Source organism: Embleya hyalina, from assembly GCF_003967355.1.
Lineage (GTDB): Bacteria > Actinomycetota > Actinomycetes > Streptomycetales > Streptomycetaceae > Embleya > Embleya hyalina.
This window is the reverse complement of record NZ_BIFH01000031.1, coordinates 105,940-131,237: the sequence shown is the minus strand read 5'-3', so window position 1 is coordinate 131,237 and position 25,298 is coordinate 105,940. Positions and strand designations below refer to the sequence as shown.

Genomic DNA, 25,298 nt, shown 5'->3' with positions numbered 1-25,298 from the left:
GAGCCGTGACGCAAGGAACCGACAAGATGCCCGCGGCGGTGCTCGAGGACGCCGCCGCGGACGTCGGGCCGGTCGAGCCCGAGGAGCCCGGCCCGGCGACGGGGCCGCGGCGCGTCCTCGAGTCGCCATGGTTCGGCTTCGCGCTGCGCCGTCTCTTCGGCGTCGTGCTCGTCCTCGCCGTCCTGGTCGGACTGACGTTCTGCATGGTGCAGTCGATGCCCGGCGACCCGGCCCGGGTCGCGGCCGGCAACAACGCGACGCCCGAGCAGATCACCCGGATGCGGCACGACCTCGGCCTCGACCATTCGGTGGCCGCGCAGTTCGGCCACTATGTCGGCGGCCTCCTCCGGGGCGACCTCGGCACCAGCTACACCACCGAGGAGAAGGTCTCCGACATCATCGCGGACCGCCTGCCCTACACCTCCGAACTCGCGCTGCTGGGCATCCTGGTGGTGTTGCTGGTCGGCGTACCGCTCGGCATGGCCGTCGCGGTCGCGTGCCGCGACGGCCGACGGCGGCACCTGGACGGCGGCTTCACCCTGGCGACCGGGATCATCGGTTCCACGCCCGAGTACATCCTCGGCACGCTCCTCGTGCTCGTGGTCGGCATCGAACTCGGTTGGCTGCCGGTCGCCGGGGCCGCCACCGCGGACGCGCTCGTCCTCCCGGTGATCGCCGTGGCGCTCGGGCCGGTGTGCACCATCGCCCGGATCGTGCGCCGCGAAACCGCCGTCGTCCTCGCCCGGGACTACATGCGCGCGGCACGCGGACGCCGCCTCCCGGCCCACCGCCTCTACCTGCGGCACGCCCTGCCCAACCTGCTGACCGGCACACTCACCGTCGCCGGCCTCCTGCTCACCGGACTGCTCGGCGGCGCGGTCGTCATCGAGAGCGTGTTCGCCTGGCCGGGCGTCGGCACCCGGGTCGTGGAGGCCGTCACCCTGCGGGACCTGCCGGTCGTCCAGGGCGTCGTCCTCGTCCTCGGCATCCTGGCGTGCCTGCTCAACCTGCTCATCGACGTCGTGCTCGGGCTCCTCGACCCGCGCACCCTGACGGGGAGAGCCGCGTCATGACCGCCGGGCTCCCCCCGCGCCGCGACCGCGCGGCCACCCGACCGCCACGCAAGCGCCTCGGCGCGATGCTCGTGATCGGCCTCGCCGGGCTGGGCCTGCTGGTACTGCTCGCCGTCGTCGCCCCGTGGATCTGGGGCGACGACGCCGACAGGCTGGGCCCCGAAGTGCACCTCGGCTCGTCGGGCGAACACTGGCTCGGCACCGACGCGCTGGGCCGCGACATCTTCGCGCGCACCCTCGTCGCCACCCGGCCGACCCTGGAGCTGTCGGCCCTGGCAACGCTCATCGCCTCGACGGTCGGCATCGCGCTGGGCGGCCTCGTCTGGGTTGGTGGACCGCGCCTACGGGCCGTCGGCCTGCGGGTGATCGACGTGATGATCGCCTACCCGGCCGTCATCCTCGCCCTCGCGATCGCCGCGATCCTGGACCCCGGGCCGAAGGCATGCGTCATCGCCATCGGCGCGGCGGGCAGCCCCACCTTCGCCCGGCTGACCGCGAACCTCACGGCGTCGGTGGCGGGGCGCGACTTCGTCGGCTCGGCACGCCTGCTCGGCGTCGGACCGCTGCGCCTGATGCGGCGACACATCCTGCCCAACATCGCCGAACCGCTGCTGGTCCTGCTGTCGGTGTCGTACGCACACACCCTGATGGCGCTCTCCGCCCTGTCCTTCCTCGGCCTGGGCGTGCAGCTTCCCGACTACGACTGGGGCCAGTTGCTGGCCGTCGGGCTCCAGAGCCTGTACACCAACCCGGTCGAGGCGGTCGGCCCCGCCGTCGCCGTCGTGCTGGCCGGGCTGAGCGCGAGCTTCGTCGGCGACGGACTGGCCGCGGCGGCGGAACGCTCCTCGGCGCCGGCGATGAAGGCGAAGGCATCGGGGGCGGCGGAGTCGGACCCGGTGTCCGCCATCCCGGATCGCACCGCAGGGGTCCCGGACGACGCCGTCCTGGTGATCGATGGACTGCGGGTCCTGCGTGCCGACGGCACCGCACTGGTCGACGGGGTGACGTTCCACGTCGGTGCCGGCGAGATCGTGGGCGTGCTCGGCGAGTCCGGCTCCGGCAAGACCCTGACGGCGATGGCCGTCGCGCGACTGCTGCCCGGCGGGCTGCACGCCACCGCGCGACGCGCCGTACTGCGCGATCCCGGGGCAGACGAATTGGACCTGGTGGCAAGCGGATCCGAGTCCGCGGCGACCCGGCGCCGACTCGCCACCGAGATCGGCATCGTCCACCAGGACCCGTCGGCGTCGTTCAACCCGGCACTCAAGCTCGGCGGACAGTTGACCGAGACCCTGCGCGTGCACATGGGGGTCTCACGCCGCGAGGCCGCCCGACGCGCCGTCGAGCAACTGGAGTTCGTCCGGATCACCGATCCCAAGGCACGCCTGCGACAGTATCCCCACGAGTTGTCCGGCGGGATGCGCGGGCGCGCGATGATCGCCTCGGCGCTACTGCCCCGGCCCCGCCTCGTCATCGCCGACGAGCCGACCACCGCCCTGGACGTCGTGGTGCGGGCCGAGGTACTGCGAGTGCTGCGCGCCGCGAACGAACGCGACGGCACGGCGATGTTGTTCATCTCGCACGACGTCGGGGTGGTCGGCGACCTGTGCGACCGGGTCCTGGTGATGTACGCCGGGCGGCTCGTCGAGGAGCTGACGACCGCGGATCTGCGCGCCGGACGTGCGGAACACCCGTACACCCTGGCACTGCTGGCGGCAACCCCGCACCTCGACGACACCCCGTCTCCCGAGGACGCCAACGGGGATCGGCGGCTCGCGGCCATCCCCGGCCATCCGCCGCGACCCGACGAGCGGCCCCCGGGCTGCGCGTTCGCCCCCCGCTGCCCCGCCGTGTCGCCGATCTGCCACGCCACGCCGCCTCCTGTGCACGCCCCGGCGCCCGGCCTCAGCGTCGTGTGCCACCTGCCCGGCCGGAGGTCCGCGACCGAGGAGAAGCCGTCGGAGGCCACCCGATGACCGCCCTCACACCCAACGGGCCGTCCGCCACGCGAGGCGGCTCGGTCGGATCCGACACCCCTGTTATGACCGTCGACGGCGTCAGCGCCGTCTTCGGGCACGGGCCGCGGCGCAAGACGGTGCTGCACGGCGTCGACCTGGCCCTGTTGCGCGGGCGCACACTCGGCCTGGTAGGCGAATCGGGCTCCGGCAAGTCCACCCTCGCCAAGGTGATGGTCGGACTCGTCCGGCCCGTCGGTGGGCGCGTCCTGCTCGACGACACCGACGTCACGCGGTGGCGCGGCCGTGCCGAACTGTTCACGCGGCGGCGACAGGTACAGCTGATCCCGCAGGACCCGTACGCCTCGCTCAACCCCCGCATGACGGTCGGCGAAACGATCGCCGAGGCCATCGACCCGCGTCGGGGCGGCGCGACCCGGCACCGCAACGCGGTCGAACGGCGGCTCGCCCAGGTGGCCCTGGGCGCGGACGCCGCGAACCGTTATCCGCACGAGTTCTCGGGCGGCCAGCGGCAGCGCATCGCCATCGCCCGCGCACTCGCCGTCGAACCCGCGCTGATCATCGCCGACGAGATCACCTCGGCACTCGACTGCTCGGTCCGGGCCGAGGTGCTCAACGTCCTCACGGCACTGCGCCGCGATCTCGGACTCACCATGCTGTTCATCTCCCACGACCTCGCGGTCGTCCGCCACGTCAGCGACGACGTGGCGGTGATGCGGCACGGTCGCCTCGTCGAAGTCGGCACAGCGGCCGACGTGTTCGGCGCACCGCGTGAGCCGTACACTCGGCTTCTGCTCAGCGCCGGCTCACCGGGAGCGAGGTAGTCCCCGGTTCCGGGCGAGATCGCGCCCGAGGATGACGTAGCGACACGCCGCCCGCCCGGAGTCGGACGGGCCGACCGATCGGACGGATCGTCACCGTGTTGAGGTCGACGCCTGCCGGCTGGTCGAGCGCGAAGCCGATCGCCTCGGCCACCGAATCCGGGCTCATCGCGATGGAGGGAGCCCTGCCGTGCCGGAACTCCGTGTCGATCATGCCCGGATTCACGACCGTGACTCCGATGCCGCGGGTCGTGGCGTGCAGGCGGAGGTTCTCGGCGAGGCCGACCACCGCCCACTTCGTGGCGGAGTAGAGGTTGCCCGGGCTGTTCTTGATTCCGGCCACGCTGCCGAGGAGCACCAGCCGGCCGCGGGACCGCTCGAGGTGGGGCAGGGTCGCCTTGGCCGACAGAGCCGGGCCGAGCACGTTGGCGAGTACCATCGGCGCCCACAGCTCCGGATCGCCGTCGTCGACGACGCCGGCACTCCCCGGCCGGAAGTGATCCGCGAACGCGCCGCCCGCGTTCGCGATGGCCGCGTCGAGCGACCCTGGCAGCACTACGACCTCGGACACGGCTACTGCAGCTACACCTTCTTCGAGCAATGCCCGCACCGAATGGCCTGCGCACGCTGCGACTTCTACACCCCGAAAACCTCCAGCAAGGGCCGGCTCCCGGAGGCCAAGGAGAACCTGCAGAAGATGCTCGCGGCCATCGCCCTGACGGACGACGAACGTGCCGCGGTCGACGACGGCCAGGCCGCACTCGACCAACTCCTCGACCGACTCACAGACGTCGCCACTCCCGCCGGCCCGACCCCGCGCCAACTCGGAATACCCGCGACGGACAAGTTGCTCCCCCTCGTTGAGGTTCGGCACAGCAAGCAGTTGCGAGGAGCCAGGAAGAGCCGTTGACACCCGGCGGCAGGAAATGAAGGGTGAAGCGTGACGTCTCAACCTGCCCCGCCCCTGGAGAGTCTCTACCCTGAACTCGGCCGGGGCGGAACGCTGCAGATCGCCCTGCAAAGGGCCGGTCACAAGGCCGGATATCGGATTGACGTGCTCCCCGAACGAGCCCCGGGGTGGAAGCGAACGGGTGCCCGCTCGGACAGCCGTGAGCGAACGACGAACGCTCTCCTGGGCATCCGGGAACGCTGCTTCATCATGAGCTTCCGGGAACGCGGCGTCGCCATGGCCAAGGGCAACACAACCAGTTTGGAGGAGGCTGCCACGGCCATGGTGGTCTGGCAGTCCGGCGCTGACCTAAAGGATCTGCAGGCCGCATGCCCGTTTGTCCGCTACGGAGCAATGGCCGAGGCCCACGAGCGCGGCACCGCCGTCGAGACCATGTGGACGATCTACCGACAGACCGCTGCCGGTCACGTCGACCACGACCTCATTGAGGCCGCCTACGCTGAACCGCAGTTGCGAGCCCTGTTCCCCTTCCACAGCCACAGGTCGCTGAACTTCAGCCGCTGCACCGGATTCCCCTACACCCACGATGTCCCAGTGATTACCCCCGCGGACGGGAAATACCGCGTCACCTGGTGGAAAACCCGCTCGCCACAGGGGCCGGCGGACATCGGAGAGACCGACAACCCGCGTGACGCTGTCGCCCTGGTCCTCGCCCACCTTCCGTCCGACTGCGGGCCGGCAGCCGCTGGCACTGCCGATGATCTTGACAATTCTGATTCCACAGAATGATGCGGTTCACGGCGCCTTCGACACTGCCGGAGTTCCACTCCAGGGTCGGCGCGGCCGTCACGGCGTCGAAGTCCCGGAGGAGGTGCAGTGCGAAGCCGGTGAGGCCAGGGAGCCGGCCGGCGTCGACGGCCTCGATCCAGGTGGGAAGCCTGGCTCCGGAGCGGCGACCGGGTATCTCACCGAAGTCGCGGACGTGTTCGGCGGCCGCATCCGGTTCGGGACAGCGGGCCAGGACCTCTTTCGGATCAGCGCGTTCGTCCTCGCTCAGACTCTCGGGGTGGCGGGTGAGCCGGCCGGTGACCTGCCGCACCGTCGGTGGCCGGGGTGGGATGGGGTGGCTGTGTCGTCTCAGCGGGGTGGAGCGGGTGTGGTGGCCCGACCCGGGGCGCGGCACGGTTTGAGAAGGTCGGCATGTGTTTCGTGGCCTGGGGTTTCGGTGCGTGGGGCGAGTGTGTCCTTCGTGGAGGCGTGGGATGACCTGCGGTGCCGCGGGGTTCGAGAGGGATGGGCAACGCGTTTGAGAATTCCCTTCGCCCGTTGGTCGGTGCGCGACGTTGTTCGGGTCCGCAGCGCGGAATGCCGGTCGCTGCCTGCGGAGGGGCGCATGGTCGACCTGACCCGCCAGGGATTCCTGCCCGAGTATCCCGACCACTTGCGGCGGGCCGGGAGTGGGCCCGTCCGGTCGTCCGGGTCCCGTCGCTGCGCCGTGTTCTCCGTGTCGACCCTGCTCGCGGGCGTCGGACCCGCCCTTCGGCGGCCGACGTACCCGACCGATCGGCTGCCGCGACGTGACGAAGGTGGTGGCGAGTCACTGCCGGTGGCCGGCCCCGCACCCTCACCGGCACCTGGAGGCCGACGCGGTGCGGGCGGCGCACAGGACCGATCCTGCGGACCGGGCGCGCGCGAACCGCAACCGCGCAACCCCCTGGGCGCGCCGTCCCGGAGGCGGACTCGGACCGTATGCGGCACCGTTCCCGTTCCCGGGTGCGCCGCCGACGGTGCCGGTCCCTGTGTGGACGACGCGGTGCCGCGCCCGGTGTGTCGGTGCCGCCGGTGATGATCGTTCCCGTGACCGATGTTCCGGTGCCCGGCGCCGTTCTCGCCGATTTCGACGCGTACATGCGGGCCGTCGACGCGGTCTTCGCGGCGGACCACGCCCGCTACATGGGGTGGGTGCCCCGGTTGGACGTCGACGCGTACGGGGCGTTGGCGTACGCGATCGAGTGCTACGAGCGCGAACACTTGGAGGAGGTTCTCGCCGACCGCCCGCCGCGTCCGCCGTTCCCGATGCCGGACGACGCCCCGATCGCGAGGCGGAGGCAGGCATGGGGGGCGACCGCGGTGCCCGGGACCGGGGTTGCCGAGTGGGACGAGTGGTTCTACGTGCCGGATGTCGGTGTCGGGCCGCTGCGGTTCGGTATGACGGTCGAGGAGGTGGTCGAGGCGGCGGCCGGGATGCTCGGCAGGACGGGGGTCGGCGAGTGCGTGCGCGGCCACGCGGCGTTCTCGCCGACGTGGTGGATCGAGGTCCGCCGTCACGAGCCGGCTCCCTCACCGCCTGCGGTCACGGCCTATGTGAGCCGGGACGCGGGGCTGTTCTGCGTGGCCGTCGACGCCGTGCACGGTCCCCGGGTCGCCCACGATCAACTCGCCCTGGTCGGCAGGGACCGGGAGGAGTTGGAGAGCGACGCGATCGCGTATGCCGAGGCGAGGGGCGTGTACCTTCGCTACTCGCTCGAGGGTTTCGCGGGACCGGACGACTCCGGGATCGTGTTGTGCGGGCAGACGGTCGGGCAGGTCCTGCGATCGCGCCCGTTGTTCATGGTGACCCGCGAGGGCGCGAACACCGAGTGGCACTCGATACCCTCCGAGGAGTACCCGGGCAGCGGGCATTCCACGGCCTGAACCCCGGGCCGAGACGACCGGGAACCGGCCGGCACACACCCGCGCCCTCCGAGGCCGGCCGACCCCGACCGGCGACGGAAACGGCTTCCGATCGCTGCGCCCCGCGTGCGGGTGTTCAGCGTGCCGTCCGGGCGGGGTGTCGGTCGTGTACCGCCGGGGTGAGCGGGTGGTCGCGGGCGCGGTACCAGGCGAGTTGCTCGACGACGGCCGCGTCGGCGGTCGTGGTGACGGTGGCGGCGAGGCCGAAGTCGTGCACGGTGGGGCGTCCTTGCCCGTCCCACCAGCGCCACGCAGCCTCCACCTCTTCCCACAGGCCTCGCGGTCCGTTCCGCAGGATGTTCGGGGTGTGTCCGGGGGCGAATCCGGCGGCGGCGATCGAGTGCCCCGGGCCGGTTTCGGGGGCGTGCAGCCACAGGGTTCCGCTGCCGTGTCCGTCCGGGACGCGTTGGGCGAGGCAGTCGGGAACGTGCAGCCCCAGGCCGCTGTGCCGAAGCACGCTGGTTGTCACCAACGACCGACAAGGCACACGTGTTGTCACCGGCCGGATCGCTCCGACCACTCCCCGACCTGCCCAAAAACGTGTCCCTCCGAGCAGAGATCCACGCGCCGACGACCCCGGTGACAACAACCGTGCCGATGTGACAACCAGCGTGCCTCGGCACACGAACCTCTCCCGGGCCGTAAACGGTAGACCTCGGACCTTCCGAAAGGAATAGGCCGGACCGATCGATCCCGGCCATGATCCGGCCTGGTCGCCCGTGCCTCCGAACACGACGCAGGGTCAGCCGGAACGACGGGCGGTCGCGGCGGACGCTCGGCCCGTCGGACACCCACGAGGGCGGGTCGGATCCCGTGAGAGACCCGGCAACTACGCTCGGTACCAGACACGTTCACATCGGGGGGATGAGATGGGCAAGCGAGACACGTCCCGCACGGGCGGGATCGCCGTCCGGTGCGCGGCCGTGATCCTGGCGATCACGACGGCCGGCGCCTGCTCCGACGGCGACGGCGACGGCGACAAGGCACATCCGCAGCAACCGAAGGCGGCCCCTTCGGCGGCTGCGGGGGCACCGGGGTCCGCCGGGCCCGGCTCCGACGACGCGAACGAGGAGGCTCCCGCCTGGAGCACGGACAACCTGCCGCCGGGCGTCGACTTCTGGGCCGGGAAGGTGGACCTGGCGGTGTTCCTGTGCCAGGCCTCCGACCCGAAGACGGGCGGCTGCTCGAACGGCGCCGTCACCAACGCCCAACGCGAGGAGATCCTCGCCGCCCTCAAGGCCATGCCGCAGGTCAAGCACGTGTACTTCGAGGACCGGAGACAGGCCTGGGAGTTGTTTCGCGCGCAGAACGCCGCCAACCCCCTCCTTCTCGACGCCGTGACGGCAGAGCAACTCCCGGAGTCCTTCCGCGTCAAGCTCAAGGACCCCGGCACCATCACGGCGGTGGCCTCCGCGTTCGAGGGACGCCCGGGAGTTGCCTCGACCATGAAGCACACCGCCTCCGGCCCGCCCGCCACTGCCCCGGTCACCGCCACGGCCGCGCTGACCCCGGAGCAGGCCGGGCGCGCCGTGTTGACCGTGGACGACGTCGGCACCGGCTGGACCGCGGGCGCCCTGGCCGACACCGGGCCCAAGCCGGCCGCCGCGCCGTACTCGGGCGTCAGCGGTGACGCCGGGTGCGACCGCGCCCTGGCGGGCGCCCCGACCGGGCCGATCGTCGTCCTCCTCGGCGCACAGCGAACGTTCGAGAACGCGGCCGGTACCCGACTGGTCGCCACCGTCCAGGCATACGAAGGCAACGGCGCCGCGCTTCAGTTGGCCAAGACCCGCGCCATGTTGACCGGCTGTGCGGATCTGCCGGTGCCGTGGGCGGGTGCCACCGCACGTTTTCGTGCCGTCGCCTCCCCCACCGTCGGGGACGAAACACTCGGCATGCGCATCGTCACCGACCAGAGCGGCACCGCCAGGACCGTCGACTCGATCCTCGTCCGCATCGGGCCCAACCTCGCCACCGTCACGCTCCCCGCCGACGCCGGCCTCGACCCCACCACCTCGGACCGACTCACCCGCCGCGCAGCGGAACACCTCCTACACGCCGGCCGCGACTGAACGGACCCACACATCTCGCACTCGACTCCCCTTCTGTACGGACGGGGGCGTGTGTTCGCTGTCGGGTCCGGCCGAACTCGCTGTGGAGGCAGCCGGCTTGGATGGTTCGGATCGCCGCGCGGGGAGGTACGGGCTCGATGCCATCACGCGGAGCGTAGATGTCCCTACCGACAGTGGCGGGCTGATGTCGTCCGAACCGCGGGATCGCGCGAAAGGGTCAACCACGCGGATGAGCCTCGGAAGAGCGGGTGACGCCCGGAGCGGGCACGAGCTCGCTCATCGGTGCCGTGTCGCTGTCCGGAGTCGTCCCCGCGTGGATGCCCGCTCCGCCCGCAACTCCCCATATCCGCAGGTGCGTTACCCGCGCGGGATGACAAACGCGAAGGCCCGCAGCGTTCGCACAGCTCGGTGGTGGCGTCGCGCGCTCGGGCTGCGACGAACCCGTCCGTCAAGCCGCGCGGATTCGCCGTGCCGTCGGGGCGGTCCGGCCAGGCCGCGGGTCCGCGACCCCCGGGGGGTGCCCCTATGGGTTTCGTCAAGGGAAGTCGGGCTGCGTTCGGGGTGGGAGCCGGGGAACATGGGGATGTGCCCGATCTGCTGTGGGATGACGTGAAGTGCTTCTTCGACCCCGACCTGATGGGGTCGCTTCCCGATGTGCGTGTCCCCGACGCCTCGGTGGAGGACTGGCAGACGGTCCTTGATCTTGTCGAGGCGAGAGGCTGGAAGTGCCGGTACTCCGAAGGCGAGACGGTGCTTCCGGTGCCCCGCGCGAAGGCCGTGCTGTCCCGCCCGCGGGGCGCCGAGTGTCCGAACCTGCGGGTCCGGCCGACGGCCGGTGTGTTGGCGATCTTCCGTTTCCGCGACCACGACGAAATCGACTTCGACGTCGACCTGCGGGAGTTGCAGGGCCAGGAGCGACTCGATGCGTTCTGCGAATTCCTGCGGGAGATCGGGCGGAGTGTGGGCAAGCCCGTGCTCATGGACCCGGAGGGCGATCACGGCCATGCGGTGCTCGGATTCGAGGTCGAGGCCGACCGGGTCGTCCTCCTGATCCAGCCGCCGCTCAGGTACCCGCCGCCGGCCGGGGCTCGTGGAAGGTGCCGTCTCTGAGCATGGCGAAGAGGACGTCGGCTCTTCGCCGGGCGAGGCAGAGGAGGGCCTGCGTGTGGTGTTTCCCCTGGGCTGTCTTCGGGGGTCCGGGTCCCCTCGGGCACAGGCGGTTCGCGCGCTCGTGCGGCGGCGAACCTGTCTCCGTGTCCCGGGCTCGTCGTTGTCGACCGGCTTCGTACGCTGGGGTGGCTGATCGGCGCATGTCGATCCGGAACGAGGGCGACGGCTCTCCCGACGTCCGGTGGCCGCCGGGCGTACCTTGCCGGAGCCGGATCGTGCGTTCACCCGATAGGACGTGCAGGTCATTGCGGATGCGGTGCCGGGCGACGTTCGGCGGGTGAACGAGTGCAGTTTTGGTACCCGTTGCGGCAGCGCCGCTCCTCCGGCGGCGAGCCGATCGCGATCTGCGCGGCACATATCGGTCACTGCCGGTGGGCGGCGAGTTCCGAGACGCTCAGCCGACCTGTGCGGTGAGGCGGGCCGCGCCGGCCGCCTGTAGCGGATGTGGGCGGTCACCGATTCTCCCCTGCGCCGAAGGACCGCTGCAGTGCGCGTACGAGGCGTCGAGTTCGCTCGCGAGCGTCCCGGAAGAGAGCAAGGGATCGGTGAGTCGGCTGTCCCCCGGGTCCTTCGCGGTCTGAGCGAGCGCGGAGGCCGAAGGTCCCTTGTCGTGCCACCGCTTTGGCCACTTCGATCAGAGCGCTGCGGGCGGCTCGCACACCGCCGGGCCGAGGTCGGTCATGGTGGCGTGGATACCGGGCCATGTCCCGCCGGTCTCCGCGAGGATCACTTCGGCCGCCGGCCGGCCGCCGCCGGGAATGGTGGCCAGGGGTTCGGACACAGCGAACCGGTACGACCACGACATCCCCGGGTTGCGGTCGATATCGCTCCTGTCCGCCGGGCCCGAGCAGACGCGCAGGTCCGGCGGATGCGGGAAACGGTGCGCAGGTTGTCCAGGTCACCGGTGAAAACAATGGATCCGGATTCCATTCGTCTGTGCGCCGGTCGGGGTCGATGCGGCCGGCAAGGTAGGTCAGCTGTTCCTCCGTGCCCGGCGAACTGCCTGACCGGGTGCGCGGTTGCGAACGACTCAAACTGCGTGCCCGATGCGGGAGTCGCTGCGCGGAACTCCTCGGCAAGCTGCACCCGACGCAGTCGGGTGCGCTGCCAACCTCCCAGGACTCCTGCGACACCTTGCCCAAACCGCTGGGGCAGCGCACCTTCACCGGGCGTCGCGCCAGGCATGGGCAGGTATCACAACATACCGTTGACTGTTGGGCGAACGGCCCAGTGAAGCAACAGGGGCGAGCTGGTTTTCTGTCCGTGACTAGGAGGTGACATGGACGAGATCACTCTTGAGGACGTCCTTGATCTGACGCTGGGGGCCGGCGTGCTGGCGACCGGTGGTGGTGGCGAGCCGTTCGTGCCGCGGTTGATGGTCGAGGAGGCACTGCGCCGCCATGGGCCGGTACCCGTCGTCCGGCCCGGGGAACTCGATCCGGAGGGCCTGCTGCTCCCTCTGGCCGTCTTCGGGGCGCCCACGGCGTTCGCCGAGAAGTTCTTCAACGGGAGTGAGGCACTGATCGCGCTGCGGGCACTGGAACGGCAGCTGGGGCGGAAGGGCGTCGGGGTGATGCCGGTGGAGGTCGGCGGCGGAAGCACCCTGTTGCCGGTCGCCGCGGCAGCCGAACTGGGCCTGCCCATCGTCGACGCCGACACGATGCGGCGGGCGTTTCCCCGGGGGGAACTCACCCAGTTCAACCTCGCCGGAATCCCGGCCTCGCCGATCGTGCTGGTCGACCCGGCTGGCAACACCGTGGTCGTTCAGGCCACGGACAACGTGATGGCCGAGCGGCTGGCACGAGCGGCGACGACCGAGATGGGGATGATCGCCGTCGGCGCGCTCTATCCGGTGACGGCACGCCAAGCCGACGAATTCGCCATCCACGGGTCGCTGACGTACTGCGTCGAAATCGGCCGCCGGATCCGGGCGATCCAGGACGGCGAACCCGACGCGTACCGGATCTCCTGGATTTCACCGACGGCCGCCTCGTGTTCACCGGCAAGATCGTGGACCTCGACCGCCGGACGTCGGGCGGCTGGGCACGCGGCACGGTCACCCTCGAGAACCTGGACGACTCGGACCGAGCACTGCGGGTCGACTTCCAGAACGAGAACCTGATCGCCACCGAGGACGGGGTCCCGTTCGTCACGGTGCCGGATCTGATCACCATGCTCGATGTCGAGACCGGCACACCGCTGACGACGGAGACCCTCGCCTACGGGCAGCGGCTCCATGTCCTGGCCTGCCCGGCCCACTCGCGCTGGCACGAGCCCGACGGCATCGCCCTGGCCGGGCCGCGTTCGTTCGGCTACGACATCGACTACGTTCCCTTCGGAGGCGCCCGGTGACCACGAAGCCGAATCTTCGAATCGGGATCGATGTCGGTGGCACCAACACCGACGCGGTCGTAGTCGACTCCTCCGGTACGGTGCGAGCCCGTCACAAGGCACCGACCACACCGGCCGTCTTCGACGGGGTCCGTGCGGCATTGGAGGCGGTGCTGTCCGCGGTGGACGGGAGCGCCATCGGGCAGGTGATGCTGGGGACCACCCACCCACTCAACGCGATCATCCGCCGCTCCGGCCTGGGGCGCGTCGGCGTGCTGCGGATAGGTGCCCCCGCGACGCTGTCGGTTCCCCCGCTCGCGGGATGGCCCAACGACCTGGTCGCGGCGCTCCGCGGCCCTGCCGCCATCGTGCGGGGCGGCCACGAGTACAGCGGCGTGGAGTGCGGGCCGCTGGACGAGGCCGCGATCCTCGACTTCGCCAAGCAGTGCGAGGGGGCGGTCGACGCCATCGCGGTGACGGCGATGAGCTCGCCCATCAACCCGGCGCACGAGCGTCGCGCCGCGGAACTCCTGCGTGAGGTGCTGGGCCGGGACATCGCCGTGACCGAGAGCCGCGACGTCGGAGGGATCGGCCTGCTGGAGCGGGAGAACTCGGCGATCCTCAACAGCGCGCTCGTCGGTGTCGGCCGGCACGTCGTCGAAAGCCTGCTGCAGGCGCTGGCCCACCACGAGATGACCCCCGACGTCTACCTCACCCAGAACGACGGAACCCTTCTGACCGTGGAGGAGGCGATCCGCCGACCGGTGCTGACCATCGGCTCCGGACCGACGAACTCCATGCGCGGGGCCGCCTACCTCACCGGGCTCACCGACGCGGTCGTGATGGACGTCGGCGGGACCTCCACCGACGTCGGCCTGCTCGTCAACGGCTTCCCCCGCGAGTCCGCCCTGGCCGTCGAGATCGGCGGGGTCCGCACGAACTACCGCATGCCCGACCTCATCGCCGTCGGGCTCGGCGGCGGCACCATCGTCACCGACGAAAACGGTATGAGGATCGGACCGGACAGCGTCGGCTACCGGCTCGCCGGCGAGGCGATCGTGTTCGGTGGGAGCACCCTGACCCTGAGTGACGTGAGTGTCGCGGCGGGCCGCAGTACAATCGGCGAACGAGAGTACCTCTCCAGGCTCGACCGCGGTCTCGTACGTCGCGCGCTCGAGTCGATCGACGGTCGCTTCGCCGCCCTCGCTGACCGGATCAAGGCCTCGCGCGGCCCACAGCCCCTCGTCGCCGTCGGCGGCGGCGCCCACCTCGTCCCCGACCGCATCGAGGGGATCGACATGGTGCACCGACACGAGCACGCCGACGTCGCGAACGCCATCGGCGCGGCGATCGCCGAGGCGTCCGGATCGGTCGACCGCACGTTCTCCTACGACGAGGGCGGCCGGGCGTACTGCCTGGAGCAGGCCCGTGAACTGGCCGTGGAACAGGCGGTCCGTGCCGGGGCCGACCCGGTCCGGGTCCGGATCACGGCACTGACCGAAGTCCCGATGAGCTACATGCCGGGAACCAGCGTCCGGGTCCAGGCCAAGGCAGTCGGCCCCCTTCTGCCGCCGAGCCGCGACGCCGGTCACGGCTGAGCGGGAAAGGTATCGCCGATGACGATCAGGCTGCGGCGCCTGCTCACCTCCGAGGTCCTGCACGGACATACGGTCCTGGCCGGCGCGTCCGGGCTGTCGAACGCTGTCCGCACCGTGGTGGCCGGCACCCTGCCCCGGGACCTCGCCGACGTCGCGCCCGCAAGCCTGGTCGTCTTCGCGGGGGACGGCCTCCGACTCGAGGAGTTGGACGCCGACCTCGCGATCCGGTTCGGGGTCGGCGCGCGGATCGCCGGCATCCTCACGCGGCGTCCGTCCGCCGCGGTCGCGCTGTCGACGCTCCGGCTGGCCGACAAACACGCCGTCCCGCTCATCGTCGTCGACTCGCTCGACCCGACCACGGCCGTCACCGTGCTCGAGAGCGAGGTCCGGGCGCCCGAGGTCGCCGGTGCCCACCTCGTCGGCTCCGTCGTGCGGGCGATCGGCCCCCACTCCGACGCGGCGGACATCGTCCGGACCCTCGGCGGCATCCTGCACCTGCCGGTCGCCCTGCTGGACGGCGAGGGCCGACCCGTAGAGGGCGACGCGACCGTGGACTGGCCGGGCCTCATCGGGGCGACCCGCATGCGACTGGACGCCGACCACCCCGCTCCCCGGAACCTCGGCGCCCGGGACGACAACGAGGTGCTGCTGCACCCCGTCGTCCTGCCCCCGAGCAGCCGGGCCGGACTGTGGTTCGCGACGCTCGTCGGTCCCGACATGGCCACCGCGCCCGAATCGGCCCGGGACTGCCTGGCGATCGCCGCCCTCGCTTTCACCGCCCACGTCGCCGGGCGCTCACTGGCCCGGGCGCAGGAAGGCCGTGAGCGGACCCTGCTGCTGACGGAGATCCTCGAAACGGCGCCCGTACCGGCGCGCGACACGGTCGAGCGGGCCGCGGTCCTGGGATGGCGGCTGTCCGGCTGGCACACCGTCGTGCACCTGGCGGTCTCCACCCGCGGTTCCGGTGTGCGTCCGGTCGGTGCCATCGGCCTGCTCGAAGCGGCCCTCACACGGGCCGGCCGTACCGTGACGCTGGTCGACCGCCCCGACGGCTGGATGTTCTGGGTGACGGACGACGCCCCGCCCGACGCCGCCGCGGTCGGGGAACTGGCCCGGTCCGTGCGCACGGCAATCCTCGATGTCGCTTCACAGGGACAACTCGGGAGCCTGTGCGCGGGCATCGGCCTGGCCCACTCCGGAACAGCCGGGATCGGTGCCTCGCTGGAGGAATCGCGCCGTGCGTGCATGATCGCGCGGGCGAGGGAGGTGGACGGCGCAGTGGAACTCACCGACCCGGGCGGCCTGCGCCGTCTGCTCGACGCGTGGTACGCCTATGCGCCGACCCAGGAGCTGGCCGTGGAGGTCCTGGCGCCGTTGCGCGCGGTGGACCCCACGGGCCAGCTCGGCCGCACGCTGGCCTGCTACCTGGACCACGAGTCGTCGCTGGCCACGACCGCGGCAGTACTGGGGATCCACCGCAACACGGTGCTGCACCGGCTCAGCCGCATCCGCACGGCACTCGGTATCGACCTCTCGGACCCCAACGACCGCTTGGCCGCGCATCTGGCCACCCGCGCCGGGCAGCTGGAGATCAAGGAACCCTGACCCCGCGTCACCTCGCCCGGAGCACCTGTCCGACCCGATCCCCCGAGAACTCGCCGCCCACGACGACCGGCTGCCCGGCGAGGAGAACGTGTTCGACTCCCACCGGCGCTCGGCGCGGATCGGCGTACCCGCCCGGGTGCGCGATCACCTCCGGGTCGAAGACACAGACGTCGGCGACCACCCCGGCCTCGAGCCGGCCGCGGTCGGCCAGACCGAAGCGGGCGGCGTTGTCGAAGGTCAGCTTCCGTACGGCCACCGGCAGGTCGACCACGCCCAGTTCGCGGACGTAGCGGCCGAGGAACTCGGGGAAACAGCCGTAGCTTCGCGGATGTCCCGGACCGGCCGAGGGGATGCTGTCCGAGCCGATCCCGATGAGCGGATCGGCCAGGATCGTGCAGACGTCACCGAGATCCATCGCGGTGAGGACGGCCGTCGCCGCCGGATCCGACGCGATGATCCGGCACAGGACCAGCCACGGGTCCTGCCCACGCGAAAGATCGGCGAGCGTGCGACCGACGACCGCGCCGTCCGCGTGCCGGGACACCAGGACATCGGCCGGAGTCACCGCGCTCCAGAGCCCCCGGCCGGCCGAGGCCGACGCCCTCAGCGCCTCCCGCTCGCCGGCATCGGCCAGACGCCCGGCCAACGCGTTGCTGCCGCCGGCGGCAGCCGCCGGCGGCAGCAACGCGACCAGTACCGTCGCCCCGGACGTATAGGGGTACGCGTCCCCCCGGACGTCGACGCCCCGCTCCCGGGCCGCCCTCAGGCGATCGAGCAGCGCCGGGGCCGAGCCGTGGTTGCGGCGCCCGGTCACCTTGCAGTGGGAGACCTGCAGCCGCACGCCGGCACCTTCCGCGACCTCGATCGCCTCGTCCAGCGCCGGCAGCAGCCGATCCCCCTCGTCCCGCAGATGGGTCGCGTACACGCGGCCCCACGGGCGGAGGACTTCGGCCAGCGCGACCAGCTCGGCGGTGTCGGCGTAGCTGCCGGGGGGATAGATCAGACCCGATGAGAGCCCGAAGGCACCTGCGGCCAGGGCTTCGCCGAGGAGCGCCCGCATCCGGCCCAACGCACCCTCGCGCAGTCTTTCCCGCATACCGTTGGCGACGACCCTGAGGGTGCCGTGCCCGACGAGTGCCGCGATGTTGGTCATCGGACCGGCGGCCTGCACCTCGTCCAGGTATTCGCCGAAGCTCCGCGCCCGCAGCTCCGTTCCGCAGGCCAGGTCCCCGTAGATGCTCTGGAGGGTCTCGGCGGCCTCGGTGTCGACGGGGGCGAAAGAGATCCCGCAGTTCCCCACGACTTCGGTCGTCACTCCCTGAAGCAGTTTGAACGGCTGCGCCGGCCCGGTCAGCGGCATGAGATCGGAGTGTGTGTGCGCGTCGACGAAACCCGGGGCGACCGCGAGCCCGCCGACGTCGATCACCCGACGGGCGGCACCGAGTCCCCGGCCCACCGCACGGATGCGGCCGTCTACGACGGCCACATCCGCGGACACCCCGCGTGCGCCCCGGCCGTCGTAGACCGTGCCGCCGCCGAGTACCAGATCATGCATCGAGGACTGCCCCGTCCGCCGTGACCGCGGGGTTCCTGCGCGTCGCACCGAATGCGTGTACGAGCCCGGCCTTGCCCGCGACGGTGTACAGCACGAACGCGCACACGAGCGCGTTGATGCTGGGGAACCCGAAGGACACCGTTCCGCCGACGGTCGCCGACGCCGCCCACACCACGAGTGTCGCGGGCACCCACTGCGGGGCTGTGTCCGGCAGGGTGCCCGACGCTCGGCTCGCATCCAGTTCCGGCCGCCAGCGCCGGACCACGAAGTACTCGGCCAGCATCACGCCGGCGACGGGTGGGAACACGTAGCCCAGCACGCCGAGCACCGTGGCGAACTGTGTCAGCACCCCGGCGGCGGCCAGCGCGCTGCCGGTCACACCCAGGACCACGGTCACCACACCGCGGTGCATCCGTCTGCCGGTGATCGCCTCGAGGAAACCGACGGTGCCCAGGCTCGCGCTGTACAGATTCCAGTCGTTGATCTTCAGGGTGGCACCCACGATGATCAGCGCTCCCACCCACCCGACGTTGGAGACGACGATCGCGATCACATCGCTCGACCTCGAGGCGTGCGCCAGCAGTACGCCGGCCAATCCGATCACGTATTCCCCCAGCGTCACACCGACCAGGGTCTGCTTGACCACGTCCTTCACCGAGCGGTTGAACCGGGTCATGTCCGCGGTGATGACCGCACCGACGATGAAGCTCCCCGCCACCATCGTGGTGCCCTGCACCAGGGTCATGGGCGGCCCGGGCGGCGAGCCGGGGATGAGGTCGCCGATGGAGTGCGACGTCAGGGCACGCCCGACCGACCAGGCGACCAGCGCGAGGAAGACCGGGACCGTCAGATAGGCCGTCCACGCCATGGAGCGGATGCCCATCACCACGATCGCGGTCACCGACAGTCCGAAGACCAGCGACCAGGCCCAGGAGGGCAGACCACCGAAGAGCGCGACCAGCCCTTCGGCGGACACTGCGGACTGGATACCGAAGGCGACCGTGACGCTCAGCCCGATGAGCAGCCCCAGGAGGGCGCTGCCGCCCTGGCCGAAGCCGGTCCACCGCGCGAGCACCGTCGTGGACAGCCCCTCACGGACACCGATCACCCCGATGGCGATCGCTACCAACTCGAGGATCACCGAGCCGAGCGTCAGGGCCAGGAACGCGTCCCAGAAGTTCATCCCGAAGCCCAGGGCGGCCCCGACCAGGAACTGGACGAGTGCCGAGAGCTGCCCGAACCGCTGCACCGCCAGACCGAACCACGACCGCCGGGCCGATGTCGGCACCCTGCTCAAGGCGTAATCGTCATTTCCGTTGAGTGTCATGTTCGCTTTCCTCGTCGGCGTCTTTGAAGGAGGAAGCTAAGGGGCGGACGATGACCTGGGAGATGGACGGATCGCACAACCAGGGCGACGGTGTTGGCGTGACCGCCCACTCGCGGCAGGCGGCGTCACTCCTACCATCGGGGCTCATGGACAAGGCATCAGCAGATCTCGTCGCATTCGCCGGGCAGTGGATCGTCAGGGCCCACGCCCGCGACGTCGACTTCATCGAGAAGGCGTCGTACAGCGCCGACGACGCGGCCGTGCACACGATCGCCTCCGGCCCGGACTCGAGCCTCAGCCTGGCCGCTCTCCTCGGACACCTCGCCGACTTCCCCCCGCGCGAGGTCGTCGACCTGGACCTGGACGGCTGGGCGCACGACGGTGTCGCCTGGCTCTGCGGCACGGGACGGGTGGACATGCTCGAGGACGGCTTTCTGGACGTTCGACTGACCATGGTCCTCCTCCGGGCCGGCGACGGCTGGAAGGTCGCGCACTGCCATATCTCGGAAGGTGTTCCGCACGAGGTCTGACAGGAGCGTGCACCCGTGTCCCGACATCGCGACCCGTGCACGTGCACGAGGGCCCGGACCGCGCGGGTCACGGGGCACGCGCGCGGCCGTGGACCTCATGGCCCTGCCGTTCACGTCGATGAGCGGCAGGGCATCGTCGATGCGTGATTCCCAAATGTTCGATTGCTATCAGAGTGCTCCACTGATCAATGCATTGTGCATTGTGTGCATATTGGGCGCCTTCGATGGTGAAGGTGCACCGTGATTGGACACGATTTGGCCTATAGCGTCGTAAATACCAAGCAGGATCAATCGGATGTCGGGTCCGCACCGCGGAGATCGGTTTCGGGTTGAACCGCACGCCTCGATCGCTGATGGGCACGATCATGCAGACCCTCGTCACGACGACTGCAACCGCGAATCCGGGCAGGATCTCCCTCGGGTTGCCCGCAACGACCGAATCGCCGGGCGCCGCACGCCGCATCGTGGAGAGTGCGCTGGTCCGGTGGTTGGTCCCCGGTGATTCCGTGGAGACGATGCTGCTCGTGGTGAGCGAACTGGTGACCAACGCAGTGGCCCACGGCAAAGGCCCGGTCGGCTTCTCGCTCTCCTGCGGCGAGAAGAACGCCACCGGCTCTTCTGTTCTGCGAGTCGAGGTGACGGACGCTTCCTGCGAACGTGTTCGGCGTCGTCAAGCGGCCGGGCACGAGGAACACGGACGAGGTCTGGCCCTGGTGGAGGCACTCGCGGACAGGTGGGGCCAGGATCTCTTCCCGCAGGGGAAGAGGGTCTGGTGCGAGATCGGAGTGTCGCAGGGCTCCCCCTGACCTCGTCGGGCCGCGCCGTCCCGTGCTTCGGTGTTTCCCCGCCATCCGGCGGGCGAAGATTCCACAGAAGGTGATCCGGGGCAGAAGCGGAGACCTTGCGCCAGACGTTCCACTCGGCCCCGAGCGACAGGTCCGAGGGGCCTCGGGTCGAACGTGCCGAGCGACGGCGGGCAGGTTGGGGTGCCCCAAGACCGGGCAGTTCTGGCACGCGGACTACCAGTTCACGGCCGAGCCGTTCGCGCTGACGCTCGTGTACCCGCGGGTGGTTCCGGCGCGGACGCGCGGGGCGCTGTTCATCGACATGGCCGCCGCCTTACCGGTCCCTCGACCCGGGCCTACGCGAAGAGCTGCGGGGGATCCGGGCGCGGCACAGCGCCAACCGGTACTTCAAGATCCGGCCGAGTGATGTGTACCGCCCGATCCACGACCCGGTCGAGGAGGTCGACCGGGAGACGCCCGCGGTGGTCCAGTCCGCGGTGCTCGCGCATCCGGTGACCGGAGAGGAGGTGTCGTACGTCAGCCGGGACTGCACGATCGGCCTCACCGACGAGGACGGGGCCGCTGTCCGGCGAGCTGCTGGACCGTCTAGTAGTGCTTTGTCAGGTCGGTGTTGGTTTTGGTCTTCGTGGTCGGCGTTGGTGGGGCAGGGTTCGGTGGCAGGTGGGGCAGGTTCCGGGCCAACAGCCGAGGAGGTCCTGGAGGGTGTCGAGGACCCGGTAGAGTGTCAGGCCGGTGTGAGGGCTTTTGGGTCGGTCCGGTGGAGCGTGAGGAACGCGTGGGCGGCGGTGACCAGGGTGACGTGGTGGTGCCATCCGCGCCAGGTCCGGCCCTCGTAGTGATCCAACCCGAGACCGTGTTTCAGCTCGCGGTAGTCGTGCTCGACGCGCCATCGCATCTTCGCGAGCCGCACCACTTCCGCGACGCGCGTGTCCGGGGGCAGGTTCGTCAACCAGTGGTCGGTCGGCTCCTCGGCCTCGGCCGGCCACTCGGTGAGCAGGGTGAACACCGGCAGCACCCCGTCCCAGGCGACGTCGGCATCCCCCGCGGCGGCCCGGGCGAGCCGCGCCGGGACCTTTCCCGCCGGTCGCACCGCGGTCGTGGCGAATCGCGAGCGCATCGCGCCGCGCGAGCCCTGCCGCCACACGACCTCGACGAACGCCCCCGGCCTGCGGCGACCGCGTGCTTCACCAGGGAACGGGCCCGTTGCCGGTATCGGGGCAGCGGACGCGGTCCCAGGCCCGAGTACGCGATCGTCGACGGGACGGCGTCACCGGCGTGGGCGATCTCGTCGCCGCGCACCGCGACCACGAAGTCGAGTCCCCGCGCGCCGAGTTCGTGCCGGAACTCGCCGATCTGCCCGTATCCGGCGTCCGCGACGACCACCGGCGGGGCCAGTCCCCACCCGGCGAGGGTGTCGATCGCGTCCAGGGCCAGGCGCCACTTCTCGACGTGCCCGACGTCGTCGGGAACCCCGGCCCGCGCCCGTCGCGCCGGGTCCTGCGCCCACTCCTCGGGCAGGAACAACCGCCACTGCAACGGACACGACATCGCGTCCGTCGCCGCGTGCACACTCACCCCCACCTGGCAGTTCGCCCGTTGGCCCAACGCACCGCAGTACTGCCGGGCGACCCCGACCGACGCCCTCCCGCACTTGGGGAACGAGGTGTCGTCCACCACCCACACCCGCGGGTCGATCGCCGCGCACATCCGCTCCGCGACCCGCCGCAACACCCGTTGGTGATCCCACGGCGAGTCCACCACGAACTGCTGCAACGCCTGCGCGTTCCCGTCCGGAAGCCGCTCCGCCATCGGCACGATCGACTTCCGCCGACCGTCCACCATCAACCCACGCACATAACAATCGCCCTGACGCCGCTGATCCACCCTCGACAGCGACCCGAACATCTCACCCACGAACGCCGCGAGTTCCTCCCGCAGACGCTCCACATCCCCGAGATCCACCCTCGCATGGATGCCGTGGTGTGCTCTGCGAAGTGGGCGTTCGGATGGCCTGACCGCCTACCTGTGCGGTCCGGTGCCCCTTATGCGCGCCGTTCGCGGTGATCTGCTGCGCCGCGGTTTGCCCGCTGCGGCGATCCAATACGAGGTTTTCGGCCCCGACCTGTGGCTCGGACAACAGTAGGCGAGCTTCGCAAATGGTTCCCACCGGCTGCCGCTGGGAACCGTGCTCCTGGAGTTCACAGCGGATCGGCGGGTCGGCCTCGTCTCGGCCGGAAGGTAGAACCACGCGGCCTGGGCTTGGGTTCATACCACGAGTGGCGCAATGTACGGAATGCGCAAGCATGCGTCGGCACATGGTGTGGCGCCCGAGACGCTCGCCGAATCGCCGGATCGCCCCCTTGTTGGTCACTCCTCGTGGCGTACCGTTGACATGCGGTTCGTGCCGCCCTGTGTTCCGCTGGGATGGGCGCGAGCGATCGCGACCGAACCGAACGCGCGACGCCCTTTGTCGCGCCGAGCGACTGACAAACCGCGCCACGCGAAGGAGCCGAAGATGCCCGGCGACATCACTCAGCCCTGCAATTTCACCGACGCCAGGCCCACGATCAAGCGTGGCGCCACGGGGGACGCGGTCAAACAGGAGCAGTGTTACCTCAACAACTCGTTGACCGGGACCAAACTCCTGGAGGACGGAATCTTCGGTCCGGTGACCGACGCCGCCACGCGCAGATTTCAAACCTGCGCGAAAATCACCATCGACGGTATCTGCGGCCCGCAGACCTGGTCGTTCCTTACGTTCTGGGCCAACTCGGCGGACTTCGTCTGCTGAACCCCTGGCATACACGTCGAACGGCTGCGGGTGAACGGCGGTTGGTATGCCAACCGCCGTTCACCCGTGCTGTCCTCAGGCCTGCACCGGTACCGACTTGGCGACGATCAGCCGCTGCGCGACCTGGATCACGTCCGGGTCGGGAATTCCATTCCACGTGACGAGTTGATCGATCGTCGTGCCGAACCTGTGGGCGATCGCCGTGAGCGTGTCACCGGATTTCACCGTGTAGAAGGTGTCGTGCGGTGCGTCGGACTTGTTGACGATGAGTTTCTGACCGATATTGATCAGATCCGGGTTGGAAATGTTGTTCCACTTGGCCAGTTGATCGATGGTCGTCCCGAACATGTTCGCGATGACTGTGAGCGTGTCACCGGACTGGACCGTGTAATGGGTGAAATGCATTGTTTTCGTGGACATAATGGTCACGGTAACCCAGACATCCCGCCATCGCGCGGAGGAGCGCGCACGCGCGTCGGTGCCGTTGTGTCGTTCGCCCTCCATGGGGGCAACCTCCAGGGCCCCTCGGCCCCTCGGCCCCTCACCCCCGTCCTCCGCGCCCGAGGCACCCACCAGCATCCTGGTGAACGGGGGCCCAGCCTCGGTCAGGATGCGCCGCGCCGGGCCCTGTTCGACCACCCGCCCGCCGTCCGGGACGGCGATCCGATCGGCGAGCCGACCCGCCGCCGCCAAATCGTGGGTGATGAACGCCAGGCTCGGCTGGAGGCGTTCGCACCATCCCGCAAGGACGTCCAGGATCCCCTGTCGGGTCGGACGCGTCCAGGCCGGAGGTGATCTCGTCGCACACCAGCACCCGAGGTCGGGCAAGCAGTGCCCGGGCCGGCGCGGCGCGCTGCATCTCGCCTCCGGACAATGCGCCGGGACGGCGTCCGGACGTCTCGGCCGGGAGGCCGAGTTCGGCCGGCGTGCACAGCGCCAGCACACGGCCGCGCCCGGCTCGACGCCGCGCAGCCGGACCGCGGTCCGGACCACCTGCTCGATCACCCGGCGATACTCGTCGAATGCGGCCCGCGCGTCCTGGAACACGTACTGTACGCCCGCCGGTTCGGCACGATCGCGGGCGCGCAGCGAGCGCCGCAGCGGCACGCCGTCGAGCAGGATCCGGCCGTCGTGATCACTGTGCGGCCCGGCCACGCACCGCCCCACGGTGATCTTGCCGCTACCGGAACGCCCCACCAGCGCCAGGCATTCGCCCCCCCGCCACCGCCAGGCTCACGCCGTGCAGCACGTCGACCGACCGACCGCGCGCACGGTGTCGGGCCACCATGTCGCCGACATCCGAACGAAATTCGGCCACCACCCGGGAGCGGGGGCCGGCAAAGTCGCCCGTCGTGCGACGACGGTCCGGCCGGCAGGCCGATCCGACGCCGCCGGCACCCGTACGCCCGGGCCGGATTCGACCACCCGCCCGAGGGCCGGTACCACCACGTCGGCGCAGTCGCACGTTCGAACCCTCTGAATAGCTCGGCCAGTGCAGTGCTTTCCTTGGTGGAGGTCGACATGGCGCTCAGCCAAGTACCGGAAGTGTTGCCTGAGAACCCCTGGTCAGTGAGAAGGGAGGTTCGAGATCGCCGCGGCCGTCGCTGTGTGGCCCGCAGTTCGAGGGCTCCTCCTGGAGCGGTTCGATGTCGGCGACGTCGTGGCCCCATGTTTCGAGGGCCTTCCGGCCAGTGCGCCGGTTGGGGCCGTTGCTGCCGGCGTCCAGGATGTGGCGCGCGTGCACGGCGAAGTGATCGTGGTGTCGGGCAAGCGTGGGGTGTTCGGCGAGGACGAGCGCGGCGAGGCCGGCGGCTTCGCGCACGTCCTCGTGACTGTCGTGCAGGTAGGGCACGACGGCTCGAAAGCGTATCGGGCGCAGGTTCCGGAAGGCTGCCGGCGTGGTGTCGTGGGCGCGGAAGCCGGGGAGGTACTGCTCGACGCGGTCGACAATCTCGTCGGAGGCGTCGTAGGCCGTGGAAGCCAACCAGTTCAACAAGGTCGCG

Annotated in this window: 23 protein-coding genes and 2 pseudogenes; 15 read left to right on the top strand and 10 right to left on the bottom strand. The window is 70.5% G+C overall.

Going from position 1 to position 25,298, the window contains the following annotated elements:
• Window positions 1–5 precede the first annotated feature (5 nt).
• The 3 genes from EMA17_RS33885 to EMA17_RS33875 all read left to right on the top strand — a co-directional run bounded on the left by EMA17_RS33885 (window position 6) and on the right by EMA17_RS33875 (window position 3,873).
• Complete coding sequence (locus tag EMA17_RS33885) at window positions 6–1,073, top strand: ABC transporter permease (protein WP_246127072.1); 1,068 nt, start codon at window positions 6–8, stop codon at window positions 1,071–1,073.
• Window positions 1,070–3,049 carry a dipeptide/oligopeptide/nickel ABC transporter permease/ATP-binding protein gene (locus tag EMA17_RS33880; protein WP_126640995.1) on the top strand — a complete coding sequence of 660 codons (1,980 nt, stop codon included), beginning with the start codon at window positions 1,070–1,072 and terminating at the stop codon, window positions 3,047–3,049. Before EMA17_RS33885 ends, EMA17_RS33880 begins: the two co-directional genes overlap by 4 nt.
• A gap of 65 nt (window positions 3,050–3,114) precedes the next feature.
• Complete coding sequence (locus EMA17_RS33875) at window positions 3,115–3,873, top strand: ABC transporter ATP-binding protein (RefSeq protein WP_246127071.1); 759 nt, start codon at window positions 3,115–3,117, stop codon at window positions 3,871–3,873.
• On the opposite strand, the gene EMA17_RS33870 is transcribed toward EMA17_RS33875, so the two are convergent.
• Window positions 3,845–4,744, bottom strand: a complete 900-nt coding sequence (locus EMA17_RS33870; RefSeq protein WP_246127070.1) for an SDR family oxidoreductase — start codon at window positions 4,742–4,744, stop codon at window positions 3,845–3,847. The two genes, EMA17_RS33875 and EMA17_RS33870, sit on opposite strands and share 29 nt — an antisense overlap.
• Before the next feature lie 285 nt (window positions 4,745–5,029).
• Here EMA17_RS33870 and EMA17_RS52100 point away from each other — a divergent pair, with 285 nt between their 5' ends.
• Together EMA17_RS52100 and EMA17_RS33860 are read left to right on the top strand one after the other, a co-directional pair.
• Window positions 5,030–5,569 (top strand): DUF6193 family natural product biosynthesis protein, encoded by a 540-nt coding sequence (locus tag EMA17_RS52100; protein WP_160161662.1) that lies wholly within the window; start codon window positions 5,030–5,032, stop codon window positions 5,567–5,569.
• A gap of 1,068 nt (window positions 5,570–6,637) precedes the next feature.
• Entirely contained in the window at window positions 6,638–7,474 is an 837-nt protein-coding gene (locus EMA17_RS33860) for a hypothetical protein (RefSeq protein ID WP_126640993.1), read from the top strand.
• 115 nt (window positions 7,475–7,589) lie between these two features.
• Here the strand turns inward: EMA17_RS33860 and EMA17_RS33855 are convergent, their stop codons facing one another.
• Entirely contained in the window at window positions 7,590–7,970 is a 381-nt protein-coding gene (locus EMA17_RS33855; RefSeq protein ID WP_174861475.1) for a hypothetical protein, read from the bottom strand.
• Between the two features lie 412 nt (window positions 7,971–8,382).
• On the opposite strand from EMA17_RS33855, the gene EMA17_RS33850 reads away from it, so the two are divergent.
• Together EMA17_RS33850 and EMA17_RS33845 are read left to right on the top strand one after the other, a co-directional pair.
• Entirely contained in the window at window positions 8,383–9,582 is a 1,200-nt protein-coding gene (locus tag EMA17_RS33850; RefSeq protein WP_126640992.1) for a permease-like cell division protein FtsX, read from the top strand.
• A 585-nt stretch (window positions 9,583–10,167) separates the two neighbouring features.
• Window positions 10,168–10,692: a hypothetical protein gene (locus tag EMA17_RS33845; RefSeq protein ID WP_174861474.1), complete on the top strand. Its 525-nt coding sequence runs from the start codon at window positions 10,168–10,170 to the stop codon at window positions 10,690–10,692.
• A 694-nt stretch (window positions 10,693–11,386) separates the two neighbouring features.
• On the opposite strand, the gene EMA17_RS52095 is transcribed toward EMA17_RS33845, so the two are convergent.
• Complete coding sequence (locus tag EMA17_RS52095) at window positions 11,387–11,533, bottom strand: hypothetical protein (RefSeq protein WP_160161661.1); 147 nt, start codon at window positions 11,531–11,533, stop codon at window positions 11,387–11,389.
• Window positions 11,534–12,031: 498 nt separating this feature from the next.
• Between EMA17_RS52095 and EMA17_RS33835 the strand changes: the two genes are divergently transcribed.
• The 4 genes from EMA17_RS33835 to EMA17_RS33825 are packed head-to-tail and all read left to right on the top strand — an operon-like array spanning window position 12,032 to window position 16,286.
• Window positions 12,032–12,874: an S-methyl thiohydantoin desulfurase family protein gene (locus EMA17_RS33835; protein ID WP_218043153.1), complete on the top strand. Its 843-nt coding sequence runs from the start codon at window positions 12,032–12,034 to the stop codon at window positions 12,872–12,874.
• The gene (locus tag EMA17_RS55535; RefSeq protein WP_281290561.1) at window positions 12,763–13,104 is read left to right on the top strand and encodes an S-methyl thiohydantoin desulfurase domain-containing protein; all 342 of its coding nucleotides are present in this window, start codon (window positions 12,763–12,765) and stop codon (window positions 13,102–13,104) included. Before EMA17_RS33835 ends, EMA17_RS55535 begins: the two co-directional genes overlap by 112 nt.
• Window positions 13,101–14,681 (top strand): hydantoinase/oxoprolinase N-terminal domain-containing protein, encoded by a 1,581-nt coding sequence (locus EMA17_RS33830; protein ID WP_126640989.1) that lies wholly within the window; start codon window positions 13,101–13,103, stop codon window positions 14,679–14,681. Before EMA17_RS55535 ends, EMA17_RS33830 begins: the two co-directional genes overlap by 4 nt.
• A gap of 18 nt (window positions 14,682–14,699) precedes the next feature.
• On the top strand, window positions 14,700–16,286 hold the full coding sequence (locus EMA17_RS33825; RefSeq protein ID WP_126640988.1) for a helix-turn-helix domain-containing protein: 1,587 nt from the start codon (window positions 14,700–14,702) through the stop codon (window positions 16,284–16,286).
• Between the two features lie 7 nt (window positions 16,287–16,293).
• Here the strand turns inward: EMA17_RS33825 and EMA17_RS33820 are convergent, their stop codons facing one another.
• Together EMA17_RS33820 and EMA17_RS33815 are read right to left on the bottom strand one after the other, a co-directional pair.
• Window positions 16,294–17,841, bottom strand: a complete 1,548-nt coding sequence (locus EMA17_RS33820) for an N-acyl-D-amino-acid deacylase family protein (RefSeq protein ID WP_126640987.1) — start codon at window positions 17,839–17,841, stop codon at window positions 16,294–16,296.
• A complete protein-coding gene (locus tag EMA17_RS33815; RefSeq protein WP_246127090.1) occupies window positions 17,834–19,129 on the bottom strand; it encodes a purine-cytosine permease family protein in 1,296 nt (431 codons plus the stop codon). Before EMA17_RS33815 ends, EMA17_RS33820 begins: the two co-directional genes overlap by 8 nt.
• A gap of 185 nt (window positions 19,130–19,314) precedes the next feature.
• Here EMA17_RS33815 and EMA17_RS33810 point away from each other — a divergent pair, with 185 nt between their 5' ends.
• On the top strand, window positions 19,315–19,698 hold the full coding sequence (locus EMA17_RS33810; protein WP_160161660.1) for a nuclear transport factor 2 family protein: 384 nt from the start codon (window positions 19,315–19,317) through the stop codon (window positions 19,696–19,698).
• A 353-nt stretch (window positions 19,699–20,051) separates the two neighbouring features.
• Window positions 20,052–20,504 (top strand): ATP-binding protein, encoded by a 453-nt coding sequence (locus tag EMA17_RS33805; protein WP_126640984.1) that lies wholly within the window; start codon window positions 20,052–20,054, stop codon window positions 20,502–20,504.
• A gap of 724 nt (window positions 20,505–21,228) precedes the next feature.
• Here EMA17_RS33805 and EMA17_RS56345 read toward each other — a convergent pair.
• Window positions 21,229–21,510, bottom strand: coding sequence for a transposase (locus EMA17_RS56345; RefSeq protein WP_443093124.1), 282 nt, complete (start codon window positions 21,508–21,510; stop codon window positions 21,229–21,231).
• Entirely contained in the window at window positions 21,450–22,466 is a 1,017-nt protein-coding gene (locus EMA17_RS33795) for an IS701 family transposase (RefSeq protein ID WP_443093123.1), read from the bottom strand. The genes EMA17_RS56345 and EMA17_RS33795 overlap by 61 nt, the downstream gene beginning before the upstream one ends.
• 43 nt (window positions 22,467–22,509) lie before the next feature.
• Between EMA17_RS33795 and EMA17_RS54560 the strand changes: the two are divergent.
• Window positions 22,510–22,647: pseudogene (locus EMA17_RS54560) on the top strand (hemin transporter); the annotation flags it as partial.
• A gap of 372 nt (window positions 22,648–23,019) precedes the next feature.
• Window positions 23,020–23,295, top strand: coding sequence for a peptidoglycan-binding domain-containing protein (locus EMA17_RS52090; RefSeq protein WP_160161659.1), 276 nt, complete (start codon window positions 23,020–23,022; stop codon window positions 23,293–23,295).
• A gap of 541 nt (window positions 23,296–23,836) precedes the next feature.
• Here EMA17_RS52090 and EMA17_RS56340 read toward each other — a convergent pair.
• The 3 genes and pseudogenes from EMA17_RS56340 to EMA17_RS33770 form a co-directional block, all read right to left on the bottom strand.
• On the bottom strand, window positions 23,837–24,154 hold the full coding sequence (locus tag EMA17_RS56340) for a hypothetical protein (RefSeq protein ID WP_443093126.1): 318 nt from the start codon (window positions 24,152–24,154) through the stop codon (window positions 23,837–23,839).
• 218 nt (window positions 24,155–24,372) lie between these two features.
• Window positions 24,373–24,462, bottom strand: a pseudogene (locus tag EMA17_RS55830) (hypothetical protein); the annotation flags it as partial.
• A 361-nt stretch (window positions 24,463–24,823) separates the two neighbouring features.
• Window positions 24,824–25,279, bottom strand: a complete 456-nt coding sequence (locus tag EMA17_RS33770) for a hypothetical protein (RefSeq protein ID WP_126640981.1) — start codon at window positions 25,277–25,279, stop codon at window positions 24,824–24,826.
• Window positions 25,280–25,298: the final 19 nt, after the last annotated feature.

Bases quoted from the DNA above. Each gene is read 5' to 3' on its own strand.
- EMA17_RS56340 (WP_443093126.1), bottom strand. From the start codon at position 24,154: ATGCAGCGCGCCGCGCCGGCCCGGGCACTGCTTGCCCGACCTCGGGTG.
- EMA17_RS33820 (WP_126640987.1), bottom strand. From the start codon at position 17,841: ATGCATGATCTGGTACTCGGCGGCGGCACGGTCTACGACGGCCGGGGC.
- EMA17_RS33880 (WP_126640995.1), top strand. From the start codon at position 1,070: ATGACCGCCGGGCTCCCCCCGCGCCGCGACCGCGCGGCCACCCGACCG.
- EMA17_RS33825 (WP_126640988.1), top strand. From the start codon at position 14,700: ATGACGATCAGGCTGCGGCGCCTGCTCACCTCCGAGGTCCTGCACGGA.
- EMA17_RS33875 (WP_246127071.1), top strand. From the start codon at position 3,115: ATGACCGTCGACGGCGTCAGCGCCGTCTTCGGGCACGGGCCGCGGCGC.
- EMA17_RS52090 (WP_160161659.1), top strand. From the start codon at position 23,020: ATGCCCGGCGACATCACTCAGCCCTGCAATTTCACCGACGCCAGGCCC.
- EMA17_RS33810 (WP_160161660.1), top strand. From the start codon at position 19,315: ATGGACAAGGCATCAGCAGATCTCGTCGCATTCGCCGGGCAGTGGATC.
- EMA17_RS33850 (WP_126640992.1), top strand. From the start codon at position 8,383: ATGGGCAAGCGAGACACGTCCCGCACGGGCGGGATCGCCGTCCGGTGC.
- EMA17_RS33835 (WP_218043153.1), top strand. From the start codon at position 12,032: ATGGACGAGATCACTCTTGAGGACGTCCTTGATCTGACGCTGGGGGCC.
- EMA17_RS52100 (WP_160161662.1), top strand. From the start codon at position 5,030: ATGAGCTTCCGGGAACGCGGCGTCGCCATGGCCAAGGGCAACACAACC.
- EMA17_RS33805 (WP_126640984.1), top strand. From the start codon at position 20,052: ATGGGCACGATCATGCAGACCCTCGTCACGACGACTGCAACCGCGAAT.